Raw genomic sequence first — 17,337 nt, forward strand, 5'->3', positions numbered from 1 at the left:
CATAATAAGTTTTTCTTTTTGGTTTCCCAAATTAGCTGTTTGTAGACGTTTTTTAAGTTCTTCTTCGCTCTCTGTGATTTCAATCCTAAAAGGGCCGCTCATGGTTATTTTAATTTATCGAGTTTGTTTTCTCCATTATATGCAGCTTCATATAAAATTGGTATAACTCATTTAAATTTTTTCGGGATCTAATAGAATTTTGATACTCTTGATGTCGTCTTTTGTCTTCGTTGATGTATTCCGTTCCACTCACTTCTTTGCTACCTATTTTGTACCTTATACCTCCTGAATGACTCCATAATATTTTCATTTCAATTCCCCTTTGACGCTGTTTTTCAGTTTTGCTAATTGCTTTTGTGCGAATTCCTTTTGGTACATGACCTTCAATTAAAGTATAATTTTCCCAATCTGTCAAAATTTTCATTCTCCCAATCTTTTTACCATCAGAATAGTTTAAAGGCAACCATAAAAATAACACTGGCTGTCCTTTACTATCGGAGCAAATTTCAGCACAAAAACAACTTGTCAGTTTTCCATATTTAATACTTCCAGGCAGAGGAAATTCTTGCATACGTCTATCAAACATAAGAATTTGATGCCGGATATGGATTAACTTTTCTTGTTGCTGAGGATTAGAACAACTTAAAATTTTATGAAGTGCTTTTGGTTGCTGAGGAAGATCCTCAATAGAAATATTATTTTCTTGGTAAAAAATTTCAGAGTTAGAAATTTTTTGATTATTAATATCTATTAAATGTAAATAAAATCTTTCATCATCTGTCAAAATTTCAAAGCGTAAAAATTGAATAGACAGACAATTATACTTTTTATCTGTAAAGTTATCTCTATGAAATTTGGCTGTAATAGCTGTTAAACTAATAGGCTGTCCATAATCAACCTCTTCCTGGAAGGGTTTATTCTCAAGTAAAGCTTCATAATAGCGAGTTAGTTGCTGAACAATATATCTGTCTTCAGCATTTTTCAATTCAAGCACTACTAACTGTTTGTTCTCACCCAACGCTAAGATGTCGCAAATTTGACCTTTAACATAATATTGTCGCTTTAGCGGGATTAATCCGAAAAGTTCTTTTAAATTCGCCCAGACAAAATCTTCTAAATCAGCTTCAGTTGCAAATTTCCAACTATTACCCGTTTTTATTAAATTCACGAAATCCATTATCTCACTCTAACTTTGGTAAATTACTACCTTTAGTATTCCCAAAGCAAGATATGATTGATACAACTGTTTATAACTTAAGCCATCCAAATAACTGCCCTACAGTTAATTGAAAGCCGCTAACTAAATCGGGAACTGGTAATATTTCTTGTTCTTCTTGTAAAAGCTCTGGTTGCTGCTTTGGTGGATAAACTAAAATAGAACGTTCATCTGGATCAATCAGCCAACCGAAGCGACTACCATACTTTAGACAATGCAAAATATTTCCGGTTACTTTAGTCTGGCTTTGATCTGGCGAAAGAATCTCAATCGTCCAGTCTGGATAAGTATTTAAGACATTAGCCACATCTCCCCGTTCATCTATGGGAATCCGTTCCCAAGCAAACACAGCTACATCTGGCACAATTGAACGTCCGCCAAAAGTACACCGCAATTCTGGAAATGCAAGAGCAACTCTTTGAGGTTTGACTACAGAATTTATATTACTGACTAATTCACCTTGAAGAATACTATGTTTTCCCTGTGGTATTGGTTTTTGAATAATTTGATAGTTGATATATTCACTAGCTGGTTTTGTTTCTGGTACTTTTAAAAACTCTTCTAAAGTTAGCGGTTTAGTTGGTGAATTTACCATTTTTTGGAACTCCCAAGTTTTTATTTAATAAATTACCCTAAATAAGCTTTTTTAACTCGCTCATCACTAATTAATTCTGATGCTGCGCCTGTTAAGGTAATAGAACCAGCTTCTAAGACATAACCGCGATCGGCAATTTGCAGTGCCAGATTAGCGTTTTGTTCAACCAATAGAATAGTCACGCCTGTAGCCCGGAGATTTTCAATAATCGAGAAGATTTCTCGGACGATCGCAGGGGCTAAACCTAAGCTAGGCTCGTCTAAAAGTAAGAGTTGTGGTCTACTCATTACAGCCCGTGCGATCGCTAACATTTGTTGTTCTCCACCACTAAGAGTTCCTGCTAGTTGATTGCGTCTTTGTGACAAACGGGGAAATAGCTCAAATTGGCGCTGAATATCTGCTTTTATCTCAGCTTGATTGGAGCGAATATAAGCACCCAAAAGTAAGTTATCAAATACTGTTTGTCGCGCTAAAACTCTTCGTCCTTCAGGACAATGGGCGATACCAAGTTGTACAACTTCGTGAGTTTGGCGGCGGGTAATATTATGTCCATTATAGATAATTCCGCCACTCTTAGGATTAACAACTTTACTTATGGCGCGGAGTGTAGTAGTTTTACCAGCACCATTAGCACCAATTAGAGTAACTACTTCACCTTTTTGAATAATTAAATTAATCTTTTTCAGAGCTTGAATACCGCCATAATTAACATCAAGTTCTTGAACTTCTAAAATTGTGTAGTTTAGTCTACTATCGGCTTTCATGGGCAGTTTACATCCAGAAATGTTGATTCAAAACCTAACATACATCAATCATACATTTCTTAAAACAGTGCATCAGTCTACCCCATCGTAGACATTGCTTCAACTTAAAACAAATGCCAGAATACTGCAATCTTTATGATGTACCATTAATTACTGATAAACATATCAAGTGTCCTGTGGTAAAAGCAGCAGATATTGGTAGCAAGCGACTAATTAATTTAGCACCCGATGCATGGGTACAGTGGGTAACACAGCGTCCTGAAGTCGTGGCGAAAGAAATTCTTGGCTCTGAATTTCACTGGATAAGCCGCGAAACAGATGTTTTAGTGAAGGCATACAGTGCCACTCACGGGGATTTTCTGGTATTAAATGAACTACAACTGCGTTACACAACACAGATGCCTCTAAGGATGAGAGCTTATGCAGCCCTAGCACAAGAACGCTACCGATTACCAACTTACCCAGTACTCATCAACATTTTACCGCCTCCATCCACCTTAACTATTGTCAATAGTTACGAACAGGAATTTTTGGGATTACGTGCCATCCAAGATTATCGCGTGATTAATTTGTGGGAAATCGATGCTGAAATAGTGTTTCAGCAACCACTACCATCGTTGTTACCCTTTGTGCCAATCCTGCGAGGAGGGGGAGAGATATCAGTTGTGCAACGCGCATTACAGGCGTTACGAGCAGATGAACAGTTGAACGAATTAGAATCATTACTGGCATTTTTTGCTAGCTTTGTCTTAGACACGCCTTTAGTGCAACAAATCATGAGGTGGGATATGGCAGTATTGCGAGAATCGCCTTGGTATCACGAAATTGAGCAAAGAGGTATTCAAGAGGGGGCGCGACGGCAGTTAATCCGAGTATTAGAACATCGCTTTGGCGAAATTTCCCATGAGGTAGAGGTAAGGCTTGAGGGCAAGAATGTGGAACAATTAGAAAATTTAATGGATAGCGCGATCGCAGTAAATTCTTTAGACGAATTTGTGCAAATTTTGTCTACATGAATTCCATCTGAGATTTCAAGTTACCATAAATCTCACTTACTGAGTGCATCTATACCTTAATGACAAAGCCTGCTGATGTCAGTACCAAAAAATTAATCAGTCTCGCACCCAATAACTGGGCAAGATGGGTAACACAAATTCCTGATATTGTTGCTGGGGAAATTCTAAATAGTGAATTTCAGTGGATTAGTCGGGAAAGTGATGTTTTAATCCGTGTCAGTAGTCCCCAACATGGAGAATTTTTGCTTCTCAACGAATTGCAGTTACGCTATCAATCCCAAATGCCGCGTCGGATGCGTGCTTATGCTGCACTTGCAGAAGAAAAATATAACTTACCAACATACCCCGTTCTGATCAATATTCTGAAAACTGGTAACAACGAAATACCCACAAGTTTTACATCAAATATTGCAGGATTACGGGCAATACAAGATTATCGGGTGATTAATTTGTGGGAAATTGATGTCAATATTGCTTTTCAACAACCCTTACCATCCTTACTGCCATTTGTACCCATTCTCAAAGGTGGTGAAAATGAATCTATTATTAGAGAAGCATTGCAAATTCTCCGTGCTGATGAAGAACTCAACCAACTGGAAACAGTTCTAGCTTTTTTTGCTACGTTTGTTTTAGAGAATACACTCGTTCAAGAAATCATGAGGTGGGATATGACGGTATTACGTGAGTCACCTTGGTATCAAGAAATTTTACGCGAAGGGGAAGCACGCGGAGAAGCACGCGGGGAAATGCAAGGAATACTTTCTGCGATTGAAATTAATTTAGAGTTGAAATTTGGCGCTCGCGGCTTACAATTGATGCCACAAATTAATCAGATTCAGGATTTGGAGCGTTTGAAGACAATTGTACGGAATATTGTCACTGCAAATACTATTGAGGAATTGCAACAGATTTTGTAATTCTCAAGTTAGTTATCATTCATTACCCAAATAAGCTTCAATTACAGCTGGATCGTTTCTAACTATAGATGGTTCACCCAAAGCAATCAATTGCCCAAAATCTAATACCGCAATGCGATCGCACAAACCCATAACCAATGGTACATGGTGTTCAATGAGGACGATCGTTAAATTGAAGCGATCGCGCAGGCTACGGATAAATTCGCTTAATTGCTGCTTTTCGTTGGGGTTCATCCCCGCCGCAGGTTCGTCGAGAAGTAAAATTTGCGGTTTTAATGCTAAAGCGCGGGCAATTTCCAGCCGACGCTGATCGCCGTAGGCAAAGTTTTTGGATTTTTCGTCAGCGCGATCGCTCAATCCCACCAAATCCAATAAATCTAAAGCTTTCTGCTTAGTTTTAAATTCTTCACTAGGCGCTGGTGGTAATCCCAAAACTCCTGTAATCATATTACTTTTGGTGTGTAAATGCCGAGCAATTATCACATTTTCTAACGCCGATAATTCCCCAAACAAGCGGATATTTTGGAAGGTACGGGCGATACCTAAAGCAGCAATTTGATGGGGACGCGGCTGATAAATTTCTGCACCTTGATAAATTAATTTACCACTAGAAGGTAGGATGAAAGCGGTAATTAAATTAAACAGTGTTGTTTTACCAGCACCATTAGGGCCAATCAGTCCAAAAATCTCATGTTTCTTTACACTAAAAGATACATTATTTACCGCCACTAGACCACCAAAGCGACGAGTCAATGCTCTTGCTTCTAAAACAATACTGCTGTTAGCTTCTGAAATACTATGTGACATTTTTGCATATTATTGTGAATAGTTCACTTTTGGCTTTTACGTCTTTGAAAAATATCTGGAGTAATTAGCCCTTGAGGGAAAAAGATTGTACCGATTACTATTAGTAAGCCAAAAATAATTAATCTACCATCTCGCAAAAATTGTGCTAACCAATTCGGTAAACCACCTGTATCGGCGAGACTTCGCAAAATCTCTGGTAAGGCTGTAAATACCATACCTCCGACTACCGGCCCTAAAAAACTTCTCGAACCACCAATTAAAACGAAAGTTAAATATATAATACTGGCATCAAAAGTACCTTGACGAGCATTCCAGGTATTAAGAAAGTGGGCGCTAATTGCACCTACAACCCCTGCAAGCATAGCCCCTAGTGTAAATGCTAAAACTTTGTAATAAGTTGGATCGATTCCCATTGCGCTCGCAGCTAATTCATCTTCGCGGATAGCAATAAAAGCCCTACCGACGCGGATGCGTTCTAAACGATAAAGCAGCACCATACTAATTAATAGTAAGGGCAGAGCAATCCATAAATATTCTAGTTGGGTTTGGAAAGGTTGAGGAATGCCAAAAATTCCGACAGCACCGCCTGTAATATCTAGATTTAGGGAGATGACACGCAAAACTTCCACAAAAGCGATAGTAGCGATCGCTAAATAAATTCCTCGTAACCTCAACGCTGGAATTCCCACTATTACTCCTAATAAGCCAGAAATTATCCCCGCAATTAACATCTCCAATAACAACAACGGAATGGGATATAAGCTACTGCTAGATGTCAAAACTTTTGTGGATAAAATTGCAGCAATATATCCACCTAGAGCATAAAATCCTGGACTAGCTAAAGATAATTGCCCTGTCATTAGCGGTAAGTAAAGTGATAATCCTAATAACGCCCCCAATACCATAGAGACAATTAGAGAACCGTAAGTAGCGAAAAAATCAGCCATTTTAAAAATTTTGATTAAGATTAATCAAACTATCGCTTTTGTCAACTATTAAGCTGTTAATATTTGTTCTGCCGTCAGCGCCATCTATGACACTTACATCAGGCTTGCGTCCTTGTTCTATGCCATCAGCAGTTATAGTTATAAAAACTGCTGTGTTAATTACTATGTAATTAAGATTTAGTCGCTTAATTTCATCATTAAAATTAAACAATATAAAGTCTGCGACATCATCATGATTTCTGGTTGTACGCACTTCTAGAATTTCTCCATCCACAAGTTCATATAAACCTTCCTCTGGACACTGTTCCAAAAATTGATCGAAAGTTAATTTTTGTTTGGTGGATGTTTTCATAGCGCTACGTCTTTTTAAACCTTCTGAATAAACCGCCGTCCTAGCAAACCTTGGGGTCTAACTAATAGCATGATAAATAATATTCCGTAGGCTACAGCTTCTTTGTAACCGGAATATTCTGCCGGCACAAAAGCTTCAACTAATCCAATGAGTAATCCTCCTAAAACTGCACCGGGAATACTACCCAAACCACCTAAGACAATTACTGCTAAACCCCGCAAACCAAATGCGATGCCGAAATATGGCCCAGCAATACTAACACTAGAGGCGACTAAGGTTCCTGCTAATCCTGCTAAAAAACTGCTGATGAAGAAGGTTAGGATAATAAAGCGATCGCTATTAATTCCTAACAAACTAGCTGTAGTCGGATCTTCTGCGATCGCCTGCATTGCCTTCCCATACTTAGTTCTATTGATAAAATAGGTAATAATTGCCACAATTACAACTGATACAGTAAAAATTACCACCTGAACGGTGCGAATGGGAATTTCCTTCTCTTGAGTACCAAAGTTAATAGAAGGTGGTAAATTCCCATAAGTATCTGCGGGATATGTGTAACTTTCTGCGCCTACCAAATACTGGATTAAGTTTACAATTACCACTGCTACTCCCAAGCTGGAAACAACAGTTAGTAAGGGATCAGATCCTTGACGACGCAAAGGTTGAAAAGCAACCCGTTCCATCACTATTCCGATCAATCCCGCCAAGGTACTTCCTAAAATTAAGGCTATAGCAAATGGTAATTCTATTGGCAAGGCTGCATTAGCTAGCAAGCCATTAAATCCAAAGCTACCACCCATAAGGGCATAAGTGAAATATGCACCCAAGGTAAAAATTGCGCCATGAGCTAAATTAATGATGCCCAAAATTGAATAGACTAAGGTATATCCCAATGCAAAAATTGCATAGATACTACCGATAGATAATCCGTTCAGAAATTGTTGCAAAAATAGAGTGATATCCATATTGCAACTATTTTATAAATACGAATTTTCCAGTGTTTCCATCTTTATCCATCTTAATTTGGGCGACGTAAAATTCTTTTTGAATTACATCACCTACTGGTGTAAAAGCAATCTCACCTAAAGGAGTGTCATATTTTCCAGCTAGTAGTTGCTTATTCAATTCTGTCCGCAGTTTATCAAGAGGTAATGTACTGATTTTGGACTTTTTATCCAACTCTTTAAGAGCTTCAACATACACCTGTACGGCAGCAAAAGCTTGACCGGTAAATTGGGCTGGTTCTTTTTTGTATTGCTCAATATAGGCTTGGCGAAATATCTTATTAATCTCACCAGGATATTCAGGACTGTAAGCTTGAGCAATCAGCACACCATCGCAAAGGGCTTTACACACCGATAAAACATTGGGTGTATTTAGACCATTCCCACCAACAATTATGCCTTTATAACCTAGTTCTCGCAGTTGTCGCACTAAGTTACCACCATCAGCAGCTAGTCCTGAAATAATTACTAAATCTGGTTTTAAGTTAATTGCATTGGTAGCTTGGGCTTGAAAATCTGTATCAGTAGTTTGGAACTTTTGAACTGTTACTAATTCTAGCCCTTGTTCTTTAACTGCTTTTTGAAAAATCTCGGTTTCTGATTTGTTAAATGCATCATTTTGGGCGTAAAAAACTGCTACTTTTTTAATTTGAGGATTCTGTTTGAGTGCAGCTTTCAACGAATTAGGGGCAACTATCGAAACGGGGGCAGATACACGAGCCACATAATCACCGATTTCTGGAATTCCGTTGGCGGTATTTGATGCTCCAATAACTGGAACTTTCGCACGTTCGGCAACGGGGTCAGCACTAAAAGCTTGCTGTGACAAAGTAGGGCCAACAATACCGACAACTTTATCCTTATTAATTAAAGTTTGAAAAGCATTAATTGCTCCAGCTTCATCACCGCTAGTATCTTGGGGTATCAATTTAATCGGAGTGCCATTAATGCCACCTTTACTATTGAAATACTTCTCGGCAATTCTGGCTCCCACAAATCCCTCTTGACCAAGTAATGCTACGTTGCTGGTTTGTGCTAAGGCAATGCCGATGGGAATAGCACCTGATGTAGTCGTTGTCTGGGTAGTGTTAGTTGTAGTGTTATTTGTAGTACTATTTGGAGTATTTGTCACAGAGCCACCGCCACCACCACAGCCTGTTAGTAGCAAAGCGCAAGTTGATAATAATGCTGTTGTCTGAGCGATCGCGTTGTTCATCGTTAAATAATCATGTAGTTATTAGATATTTTGCAAAAGCTCATGCTAACTTTCATAATCTGCAAACAAAATGACGCAGATTTAAACTTTTGCACGAATTCTATTAAATCACTCTTATTTCACCATGCAAAGAGAAATATTCAAAGTGCTTCTAAATACAAATTATTATAATTAGTAATGATTTTATCATTCCCCGGTTGTATTTGGGGATCGCTTTGTCAGTTCAGTTTACTACTAAGTAAGTACTTTTAAACCCCTTTTTCGCTACCAGGTAATCCTTTAGGTTCGTAGTGACGGCAACCGTTACATGGGCCGTCGGGATTAACAGCACAACGCATGTAGCCAGAACGGGCATTAAATTTGCAGCTGATATCGCCAATCAGATAACCCACCCCTTCTAAATAATAGCGATCGCTTTCAACCTCTCTAAGGTTTTGCCGTCCCTGCACTACTGAAAAATTCATGGCTGCTTGCCTCATCCGTAGGCGCGATCGTGCATGGTTTTTGCGGATCGCCCACAAGGAAATCAGGGACGGTAAAAAACCAACGGCAATTACTAAAAGTGTCTTTAACACCTTCTTTTTACCTCTTCTGTGCGCTGATTGATTGTCCCTGATGTTACACTCCGGTTTACAGAAGTGCAAAGATTAGGGCAGTTTTGCCTAATTGCAACCATAGTTGTTGGCAATTAGTAATGGCAGTGTAATATCTAGCAATTTTAACGAAGAAGTTCTTTCTGCCACTTCAATCAGCATAACTGTTACAACCCCAGGCGTGAACTGCCGTTGAATGTTGATAATTTTAAGATTTGTTGACTAATGCCTTTTGGCACAAACGTCTTATGTCAGTCTCCACCCGACTTTTGTTTTTTCTGTGTCGCTGCGATGTTAATCTTTTTTTGCTTTGCTGACGAAGTTGTTGTGCTAGCAGTGCGGCTTCCCTTTCGGCTCGAAATAAATCAACTTTTCGCGTTGTCAAAATAAATGATTCGTCAGGCTTTCGTTTTACCCAAGGGACGCTAACTGCGAAATACTGACAAATCTCTTTACCTAGCTCTTTCTTCAAGAGTGGGTAACATTTTTGACTATTGAGTGTGTTAGCGATCGCTTTTAACTCTAATATCGCTGCTTCTAATTCTCCCGCCATCCGATTAATCCGCTCGACTTGTGTTATCAAACGCTCCCGTTCACTGACGATTTTCTCCTGTTGGGGTTGCAGTGGCACAATTGCAGTATTTACAGGTGTAGGCTGCAACATCGAGACTTTCAGCAAAATGGGCTTTTTGTCCGTGTCTGAGATTTTTTTCATACTACCTCAAGTAAGGCTAGCTGACTTCTAAGGCATTTTAGCAGTAAATAGTATATTTGTACTATATAAATTTTGTATACCAGATTTAATCTGATAAATTCTGCTTATGACTTACGCGAAACGATATTGCTCCTACCTATGTTATAGCAACAGCCAAGGTGGTTAGGACATCAACAAATGATGAAACTTAGACACAAAAAGACTTTTTACCCAGTCCCCAGTCCCTTGCTATATTTGCGTAAGTCCGGCTGGTGTGGGCAAAACGGAACCTGAAGTAGTTCCACCAGCGCGGATAATATTTCTATAAGACTCGTATTTGATTTTTGAAAAAAATGAGATTAAGAATATACGAAATCGCTGATACCGAAGAAATTATGAAATTGTTTTTTGACACTATTCATGAAGTGAATATTCGTGATTACACACAAGAACAAGTAGATGCTTGGGCTCCAGTAAATATGAATATTGATGTTTGGATTAAAGGTTTAGGAAGTAAGTTTACTTATGTAGCAGAGGAGAATGGTAAAATTATTGGTTTTGGGGAATTAGAAGCTAATGGATATATCGATCGTTTTTACTGTCATAAAGATTTTCAAAGAAAAGGGATTGGTAAAAAAATCTTAGAACAGCTTGAATCAAAAGCAAAAGCTTTAGGAGTTGAAAAGTTATTTACAGAAGCTAGTATTACAGCTAAACCTTTTTTTGAAAGGCAGAGTTTTATTATTGTGAAACAGCAAGAAGTAGAACGTAGAGGGCAAAAGTTGATAAATTTTATTATGGAAAAATCAATTTAGTCATTGTAAGAGGTTGTTTGAAAAGTATTTGGCTGTGATTATTAGGCACTTAGAGATCCCTCCTAGCCCGCACTGGCTCCCCTTAAAAAGGGGGAAACGGAATCAAAGTCTCCCAATTTATCGGGGGATTTATGGGGAGCTAAAAGTATTTGATACATCACCAAGGACTTTTCAAACATCCTCTTAGGCTAAAGCTGTAACACACCCTACTTAATACTTACTTTCTAAATAGTCTCTGAATTAATTTTAATTTGCAGTTTTTCTCGTAATTTTTGTGCTTGCCGATAAACATCTGTACGCCCTTTATTTAGATTAGGCAATTCTGCTGATTCCAAAGGCTCAATATAATAACTCAAGGGAGTTCTCATTGCCCAAATTCCCATTGAAGGAAACAGAATTAAGACAAAAATAAAAGGTGAGAAAGGCAAAAATGGTAATTTGACTAGTCGTTGCAATTTCTGGAAATTAACAGCCCAAGGATGTAAAAATTCACTCCCGATGCAAACTACTGGCAAAATAGGAATATGATAGCGATCGCTCAATTTAACAAAACTCACATCAAACTTTTCTAGTTGATAGCGTCTTTTCCAACCTTTCAGAGGGCCGCGGATACCTTCAGGTGCATATAAAATAATTTTATCTTGGGCCATAGCTGCCTCAAAATCATCTAACTCGGCTCGCACACCGCCCAAAACCTGCGACCATTTAGGTGGTAGCCACCAAATCACCCAAGAATGATCGAATAATGCTGGACTTGCTACGGGTTGTACTACCCATCCTCTAGCTTCGCTTAATAAATAACCCAAAGTCAAAAAATCCCAAGGAAAACACATCCCTGCATGATTCATTGCCACAATCAACGGTCCTGTTTGCGGCAAGTTTTCGACTTGTTTTAATTCTCCCCGAAAATAGTATTTGACGATGGCCCTGAGAACTTCTTGGCGAAAAGCTTGTTGATATTTGGGATCAAATTCACCAATTTCTTTTCGGGGTGAACGGAAACCAAGACGCAACCAACGAATTAGCATCGCCAGATAAAATCCGCCAGGAATTAAAAACAATCCATATTCCAGCCAATTCCAACCATCTGGATCGGTGTAATAGTGCTGCCAATGGCGGTTGAATAAAATTAGCCAGCCTGGAGGATACCAGAGGCAAAACCAATCAAACCAGCTAAATATATAGCCTTCACCTGGTGCATTTTCCAGTTGAGTGTCGAGGAGGTTTTCGGAGTGTTGATTAATCAAAGCGGTTAAACATCGGGCAAATATTTGATTAAAACCGCATTATAACTTTATAGTTTTGTGATTGAAATCTTACCATAGAAGTAAAATCAACTACAGATTTTGAAACCAATTTTAGATTTGGTTGTCAATTCAAATAGGATTGCTGCTATAGCAATCCTATTTGATTTCTGAATCACTCGTAGAGGTAAGGGATTGGGGACTGGGGACTGGGGACTGGGAAGAAGGAATAAAAGTGTACTGAGTTTTTTTTCAAAAATCAAATATGAGTCCTATATAGAGAGTATTTATAGTGGAAAAACTCTGTTTGGCATGAAGTATTGCAATTTAACACACTACCTATAAATTTGTAGTAATGCGTGATGCTTGAAAATAATCAAACTGTTGGAATACTATTTTGGCATCACATAGCCAAAAAAATTTAATATTTATTTTATAGTTAGCTTATTTTGTCGCACTACTTAAAACAGCGAATGGTTATCAGAAGTATCGCAAACGAGTTAAATCAGTGAACAGCAATCAATAAAGACTAATAAATAATATTGGATTTCGTCAAAAGATGAAATTGATAACAACTAATGACTGTTGAAGTTCTTCCTTAAGTTGGAGACAAATGGCGAGACACCTGTCTTAATCTTCCTATTATGAAACTAGGAAAGCTACTAAAAATTTCAGATTTAATCCGTGAACTTCGGCAGCAACTGGATCTATCTCAGGAAAAGTTTGCCGCGAAGTTGGGAGTTTCTCTGCGAACAGTCAATCGCTGGGAGAACGGATCTACAGTGCCTTCACAGATGGCACTAAAGCTGATTGAAGAAATGCTACAAAAGATGGGCAAACCAGGCAAAAGACTAGTGAACGAGTATCTCCCAAAAGCGGAGCAACGGGAGGACTCTTAAGATGATGGTGAAAGTACCCACAAAAATTTTGATGATGCGCTCTTGGTTACTAACTTATGGTGTGATGATTCTAGTAGTCATAGCGGCGCTGCTATTGACGGGACTGTTGCTACCAGTCTTAGATCCGAGCGTATTTACATTATTTTATGCTGCTGTGGCAGTCAGCGCCTGGTATGGTGGCATGGGACTTGGAGTATTGGCGATCGCTCTTTCTGTAACAACTGCGCTCTATTTTTTGATCGAGCCAGTCTATTCGTTCGATTTACTCAGCTTGAACGTCTTAGTACAATTAACCACATTTTCACTAGTATCCTTCTTAATTACTGCCCTCTCTTCAGAATTGCGAACTGCCAGAAGCAAAGCCGAGACAAGCCTGAAATTGTTGCAAAATAGCGAAATGCGGTTTAGCCGACTGGCAGAATCCAACATCATTGGAGTCATTGTCACTAATATCAAGAACGGCTCCATTATGGAAGCCAATGATGCTTTTCTGAAAATGGTCGGTTATACGCGAGAAGATTTGTCTGTTAACCAAATAAAGTGGCGTGAGATTACCCCACCTGAGTATCTTCTATTAAGTGAGCGTTCAGTAGAAGAACTGAAAACTACTGGAGTCTGTAAACCCTTTGAGAAAGAATATATCTGCAAAGATGGCAAAAGAGTTCCCGTTTTGCTCGGTTCTGTCTTGGTGGAAGACAATGAAGAAACTGTCATTGGCTTTGTTGTTGATTTGAGCAAACGCAAACAAGCCGAACAAATCTTGCGGGAAAAAGAAGAAGGTCTGAGGTTAGCTAACGAGCGTTTTGAATTAGCAGCATCTGCGGTCAATTGTCTTATTTATGACTGGAATCTAGAACATGATACCGTTGACAGAACCGATGGGTTAACGCGTATTTTGGGCTATTCCCTTGACATTGCTGAACCGACAGGTAATTGGTGGCTTGAACTTGTTCATCCAGAAGATTTGCAGCGCGTACAAGTTGCTTTGGCAAATGGCGATCGCTATGCTACCGAATATCGCATTCGCAACCAAGATAATCAGTACATCTATATACTGGATCAGGGGATAGTGGTGCAACGGGATGCTGATGGAAAAGCAGTACGTATAGTTGGCAGCACTACAGATATTAGCGATCGCAAGCAAGCAGAGAAAGCGATCCAAGAAAGTGAAGAACGGCTCAGGAGTTTTGTCAAAGCAAATATAGTTGGCATTATCTTTGGTGATGTGAATGGTAGCATCACTGAAGCCAACGACGAGTTTTTGCGAATTGTGGGTTATACCCAAGCAGATATCCAAACAGGTAGATTGCGGTGGAGTGATATCACGCCATCTGAATATCAATATTTAGATGAACTGGCTCTTACCGAGGCTATAGCGAAGGGAACCTGTACACCTTATGAAAAGGAATGTATTCGCAAGGATGGTTCTATTGTCCCAGTTGTAGTTGGCTACTCCCTTTTAGGAGAATCGCGGCATAAATCAGTTGCATTCATTCTCGATATTAGCGATCTCAAGCAAGCTAAAAAAGCACTAAGTCAGAGTCAAGAGCAATTTCAAGCTTTTATGGACAATATTCCCGCCGCAGCATGGATTACCAATGCAGACGGACGTGTACTTTATCTGAGTCCAACTTATCTGAGCATATTCGATGTCGCAAAAAATAAAGCGATTAATAAAAACATTTTCGACCTCTACCCAGCCAAAATCGCTCAACCCCTCCTTGATAATATTAGAATGGTTGCCCAGACGAATCAGGTTGTTGAAACCATTGAGTCTGCCCCACGCACAGATGGCACTCTGGGCGAATTTTTGGTGTATAAATTTCCCATTGCAAATACCTCTGGGCAACTTCTCGTAGGAGGGGTTGCAGTTGATATCACCGAACGCGAACGCATCCTTCGCGAACGCAAGCTTGCAGAACTTGCTTTGCAAAAGCGCAGCGAAAGACTCAAACTACTCTCTGAAACAACCAGTGATCTGCTTTCAACCGAGCGCCCCTTAGATTTAATGAACAGCTTGTTTAACAAACTATCGGCGCAAATGGATTTGCATTTTTACTTCCACTATCTAATTGAGACGCACGAAAATCAGCAGAAACTTCGATTAGTAGGTTGGAACGGCATCAGTGATGAAGTATTTCAAGCACTTGAATACCTAGAATTTAATCAAGAGATGTGCGGACTAATAGCGCAAGAACGCCGTCAAATTGTCGTCAATGATGTGCTGAACTCTACTCATCCAAATGCCCACATTCTCCAGAATTTGGAAATTACAGCCTATGCCGGTCAACCGTTAATTGCTCAGGGAAAGCTGCTAGGTGTCCTTTCCTTTGCCAGTCGCACCCGCACTAACTTCACCTCTGGGGAAATAGCCCTACTGCAAGCAACCTCCGATCAGGTGGCGGTTGCTCTGGAACGCGCCGAGTTAATGACTTCGTTACAGCGACGGAAAGAAGAATTGATCCAAGCTAACCGGATTAAAGATGAGTTTTTGGCGGTTCTTTCTCACGAACTTCGCACGCCGCTAAACCCGATTTTGGGATGGTCGAAGTTACTGCAAACGAAAAAGTATGATGAAGCAACCACCACTCGCGCCCTCGAAACCATTGAGCGCAATGCCAAGCTTCAGACTCAACTAATTGAAGACTTGCTGGATGTCTCTCGGATTTTGCAAGGTAAACTGAGTCTGAATATTGCTCCTGTGAATCTGGAAATGGCGATCGCATCTGCAATAGAAACTGTACGTCTAGCCGCCCAAGCAAAATCTATTAATTTGCGATTTACGATTGCGGATTTTGGATTAGAAAATTATCACATAAATTTAGAATCTATCGATTTTAACAACCAACCTGACAATCTAAAATCCCAAATCCAAGTTGCTCTTCCAGTGCCCCAAAGGTGCGATTCAAAATTTATAGTAACAGGTGATTCCGGTCGCTTGCAGCAAGTTATCTGGAATCTACTTTCTAATGCGATTAAGTTTACGCCCCAAGGTGGAGAGGTAGAAATTAGTTTAGAGTCTGTTGGTTCTCAGGCTCAACTTCGAGTCAGTGATACAGGTAAGGGAATTAGCCCAGATTTTTTACCATTCGTATTTGACTACTTTCGACAAGCTGATGGTGCAACTACCAGAAAATTTGGGGGCTTGGGATTAGGATTAGCTATTGTTCGTCACATCGTTGAGCTACATGGAGGCACAGTTAAGGCAGAAAGTTTAGGCGAAGAACAGGGAGCAACTTTTACAGTTATGCTACCGACGATCGAGATTCATCCAGATAGCCACCAGATTGATGGACAACCCGCTCGTTTGCCCGATCTAAATGGGGTGAAAGTTCTACTTGTGGATGATGAGCGTGATACGCGAGAGTTAATTGCTTTTATTCTAGAGCAATCTGGCGCGGTAGTAACTCAGGCAGCATCGGCTGTGGAAGCATTACAAACTATACCTCAGTTCCAGCCAAATTTGCTGTTAAGCGACATTGGAATGCCAGAAGTAGATGGCTATATGCTGATCCGTCAAATCAGAGCCATGTCACCAGAACAAGGAGGGACAATTCCAGCGATCGCTCTTACCGCTTATGCAGGTGAGGCCGATCGTCATCAGGCAATCGCCGCCGGATTTGGGCAGCATATCACCAAACCTGTGGAACCAGCTAAATTAATTCGAGCGATCGCAAACCTCATTTATAGTCGTAGCAATCTGCGTTAGATCCACAACTTCTCAAATAAGTCGCAGACTGGTGTTAATTGAGAGACTTAATATAAATACTTACTTTCCTGCCAACTCTTGCAAAAAGTTGTGTTGTGCTTATCGAAGTTCCACTTCCGAGTTGGCGCTTTGAATGGTCTGCATGGCGTTTTGATAAGATGAGCCACTAAATAGCCTAGACCAACACCAAGAGCCATTGCTAAAAAAATCCATAAGGTCAGGAAGCGGTCAATAAAAGAGAGGCGTTTTGAAGAGTTCATACAGCTGACATAATTTCAAGTTTCATAATCGGATATCGCCCTTGAACAGGACTATTTTTTACTACGATGCACATTATATCAATCTCTAATTTACCCATTCATCAAATCCAGTATCTGACAGCAGCTTCTGGTGGTATTGGTGTTGTCGAGAGATATTTACCAGTTTTATTAGGAGAAGTTGACTATTTACCTAATAGACATCTCCGAAAACGTTCAAAGCCTTTATGGGGCTAGACTATAGCCCCTAAACGCAATCATTCTAAATTAGCTAGTCTGTACGAAAAAATAA

Annotated in this window: 17 protein-coding genes; 6 read left to right on the forward strand and 11 right to left on the reverse strand. The window is 39.6% G+C overall.

The features are described 5' to 3' along the window. Positions 1 to 109: 109 nt before the first annotated feature. The 3 genes from V7K42_RS18600 to V7K42_RS18610 all read right to left on the reverse strand — a co-directional run bounded on the left by V7K42_RS18600 (position 110) and on the right by V7K42_RS18610 (position 2,575). Complete coding sequence (locus V7K42_RS18600) at positions 110 to 1,168, reverse strand: endonuclease NucS domain-containing protein (protein ID WP_334918600.1); 1,059 nt, start codon at positions 1,166 to 1,168, stop codon at positions 110 to 112. Between the two features lie 79 nt (positions 1,169 to 1,247). After that, positions 1,248 to 1,811 carry a Uma2 family endonuclease gene (locus V7K42_RS18605; protein ID WP_334918602.1) on the reverse strand — a complete coding sequence of 188 codons (564 nt, stop codon included), beginning with the start codon at positions 1,809 to 1,811 and terminating at the stop codon, positions 1,248 to 1,250. A gap of 32 nt (positions 1,812 to 1,843) precedes the next feature. Then, positions 1,844 to 2,575 (reverse strand): ABC transporter ATP-binding protein, encoded by a 732-nt coding sequence (locus V7K42_RS18610; RefSeq protein WP_334918604.1) that lies wholly within the window; start codon positions 2,573 to 2,575, stop codon positions 1,844 to 1,846. 176 nt (positions 2,576 to 2,751) lie between these two features. On the opposite strand from V7K42_RS18610, the gene V7K42_RS18615 reads away from it, so the two are divergent. Both V7K42_RS18615 and V7K42_RS18620 read left to right on the forward strand, forming a co-directional pair. Further along, entirely contained in the window at positions 2,752 to 3,591 is an 840-nt protein-coding gene (locus V7K42_RS18615; protein WP_334918628.1) for an Rpn family recombination-promoting nuclease/putative transposase, read from the forward strand. A 59-nt stretch (positions 3,592 to 3,650) separates the two neighbouring features. Then, complete coding sequence (locus tag V7K42_RS18620) at positions 3,651 to 4,508, forward strand: Rpn family recombination-promoting nuclease/putative transposase (protein ID WP_334918606.1); 858 nt, start codon at positions 3,651 to 3,653, stop codon at positions 4,506 to 4,508. Positions 4,509 to 4,523: 15 nt separating this feature from the next. On the opposite strand, the gene V7K42_RS18625 is transcribed toward V7K42_RS18620, so the two are convergent. From V7K42_RS18625 to V7K42_RS18655, 7 genes are all read right to left on the reverse strand, one after another. Then, complete coding sequence (locus tag V7K42_RS18625) at positions 4,524 to 5,315, reverse strand: ABC transporter ATP-binding protein (RefSeq protein ID WP_334918608.1); 792 nt, start codon at positions 5,313 to 5,315, stop codon at positions 4,524 to 4,526. A gap of 23 nt (positions 5,316 to 5,338) precedes the next feature. Further along, on the reverse strand, positions 5,339 to 6,262 hold the full coding sequence (locus tag V7K42_RS18630; protein WP_334918610.1) for a branched-chain amino acid ABC transporter permease: 924 nt from the start codon (positions 6,260 to 6,262) through the stop codon (positions 5,339 to 5,341). Between the two features lies 1 nt (position 6,263). Then, positions 6,264 to 6,614 (reverse strand): Uma2 family endonuclease, encoded by a 351-nt coding sequence (locus V7K42_RS18635; RefSeq protein ID WP_334918612.1) that lies wholly within the window; start codon positions 6,612 to 6,614, stop codon positions 6,264 to 6,266. A gap of 14 nt (positions 6,615 to 6,628) precedes the next feature. Continuing rightward, a complete protein-coding gene (locus V7K42_RS18640) occupies positions 6,629 to 7,579 on the reverse strand; it encodes a branched-chain amino acid ABC transporter permease (protein ID WP_334918613.1) in 951 nt (316 codons plus the stop codon). 7 nt (positions 7,580 to 7,586) lie between these two features. Continuing rightward, positions 7,587 to 8,834, reverse strand: a complete 1,248-nt coding sequence (locus V7K42_RS18645; protein ID WP_334918615.1) for an ABC transporter substrate-binding protein — start codon at positions 8,832 to 8,834, stop codon at positions 7,587 to 7,589. 248 nt (positions 8,835 to 9,082) lie between these two features. Then, entirely contained in the window at positions 9,083 to 9,409 is a 327-nt protein-coding gene (locus V7K42_RS18650; protein ID WP_334892435.1) for a DUF6464 family protein, read from the reverse strand. A 226-nt stretch (positions 9,410 to 9,635) separates the two neighbouring features. After that, positions 9,636 to 10,142 carry a hypothetical protein gene (locus V7K42_RS18655; RefSeq protein WP_334918617.1) on the reverse strand — a complete coding sequence of 169 codons (507 nt, stop codon included), beginning with the start codon at positions 10,140 to 10,142 and terminating at the stop codon, positions 9,636 to 9,638. Positions 10,143 to 10,474: 332 nt separating this feature from the next. Here V7K42_RS18655 and V7K42_RS18660 point away from each other — a divergent pair, with 332 nt between their 5' ends. Further along, positions 10,475 to 10,936 (forward strand): GNAT family N-acetyltransferase, encoded by a 462-nt coding sequence (locus V7K42_RS18660; RefSeq protein WP_334918619.1) that lies wholly within the window; start codon positions 10,475 to 10,477, stop codon positions 10,934 to 10,936. A 224-nt stretch (positions 10,937 to 11,160) separates the two neighbouring features. Here V7K42_RS18660 and V7K42_RS18665 read toward each other — a convergent pair whose 3' ends face one another. Beyond that, positions 11,161 to 12,183 (reverse strand): 1-acyl-sn-glycerol-3-phosphate acyltransferase, encoded by a 1,023-nt coding sequence (locus V7K42_RS18665; protein ID WP_334918621.1) that lies wholly within the window; start codon positions 12,181 to 12,183, stop codon positions 11,161 to 11,163. A gap of 641 nt (positions 12,184 to 12,824) precedes the next feature. Between V7K42_RS18665 and V7K42_RS18670 the strand changes: the two genes are divergently transcribed. The 3 genes from V7K42_RS18670 (at position 12,825) to V7K42_RS18680 (ending at position 17,282) form a co-directional block, all read left to right on the forward strand. Next, on the forward strand, positions 12,825 to 13,079 hold the full coding sequence (locus tag V7K42_RS18670) for a helix-turn-helix domain-containing protein (protein ID WP_334918623.1): 255 nt from the start codon (positions 12,825 to 12,827) through the stop codon (positions 13,077 to 13,079). Position 13,080: 1 nt separating this feature from the next. Continuing rightward, complete coding sequence (locus tag V7K42_RS18675) at positions 13,081 to 16,788, forward strand: PAS domain S-box protein (RefSeq protein ID WP_334918625.1); 3,708 nt, start codon at positions 13,081 to 13,083, stop codon at positions 16,786 to 16,788. Between the two features lie 326 nt (positions 16,789 to 17,114). Continuing rightward, complete coding sequence (locus V7K42_RS18680) at positions 17,115 to 17,282, forward strand: hypothetical protein (protein WP_334918626.1); 168 nt, start codon at positions 17,115 to 17,117, stop codon at positions 17,280 to 17,282. Positions 17,283 to 17,337 lie beyond the last annotated feature (55 nt).

The organism is Nostoc sp. (assembly GCF_036917455.1).
Lineage (GTDB): Bacteria > Cyanobacteriota > Cyanobacteriia > Cyanobacteriales > Nostocaceae > Nostoc.

Coding starts and splice junctions, on each gene's coding strand:
- V7K42_RS18605 (WP_334918602.1), bottom strand. CDS start 1,811: ATGGTAAATTCACCAACTAAACCGCTAACTTTAGAAGAGTTTTTAAAA.
- V7K42_RS18610 (WP_334918604.1), bottom strand. CDS start 2,575: ATGAAAGCCGATAGTAGACTAAACTACACAATTTTAGAAGTTCAAGAA.
- V7K42_RS18620 (WP_334918606.1), top strand. CDS start 3,651: ATGACAAAGCCTGCTGATGTCAGTACCAAAAAATTAATCAGTCTCGCA.
- V7K42_RS18625 (WP_334918608.1), bottom strand. CDS start 5,315: ATGTCACATAGTATTTCAGAAGCTAACAGCAGTATTGTTTTAGAAGCA.
- V7K42_RS18630 (WP_334918610.1), bottom strand. CDS start 6,262: ATGGCTGATTTTTTCGCTACTTACGGTTCTCTAATTGTCTCTATGGTA.
- V7K42_RS18635 (WP_334918612.1), bottom strand. CDS start 6,614: ATGAAAACATCCACCAAACAAAAATTAACTTTCGATCAATTTTTGGAA.
- V7K42_RS18640 (WP_334918613.1), bottom strand. CDS start 7,579: ATGGATATCACTCTATTTTTGCAACAATTTCTGAACGGATTATCTATC.
- V7K42_RS18645 (WP_334918615.1), bottom strand. CDS start 8,834: ATGAACAACGCGATCGCTCAGACAACAGCATTATTATCAACTTGCGCT.
- V7K42_RS18655 (WP_334918617.1), bottom strand. CDS start 10,142: ATGAAAAAAATCTCAGACACGGACAAAAAGCCCATTTTGCTGAAAGTC.
- V7K42_RS18660 (WP_334918619.1), top strand. CDS start 10,475: ATGAGATTAAGAATATACGAAATCGCTGATACCGAAGAAATTATGAAA.
- V7K42_RS18670 (WP_334918623.1), top strand. CDS start 12,825: ATGAAACTAGGAAAGCTACTAAAAATTTCAGATTTAATCCGTGAACTT.
- V7K42_RS18675 (WP_334918625.1), top strand. CDS start 13,081: ATGATGGTGAAAGTACCCACAAAAATTTTGATGATGCGCTCTTGGTTA.
- V7K42_RS18680 (WP_334918626.1), top strand. CDS start 17,115: ATGCACATTATATCAATCTCTAATTTACCCATTCATCAAATCCAGTAT.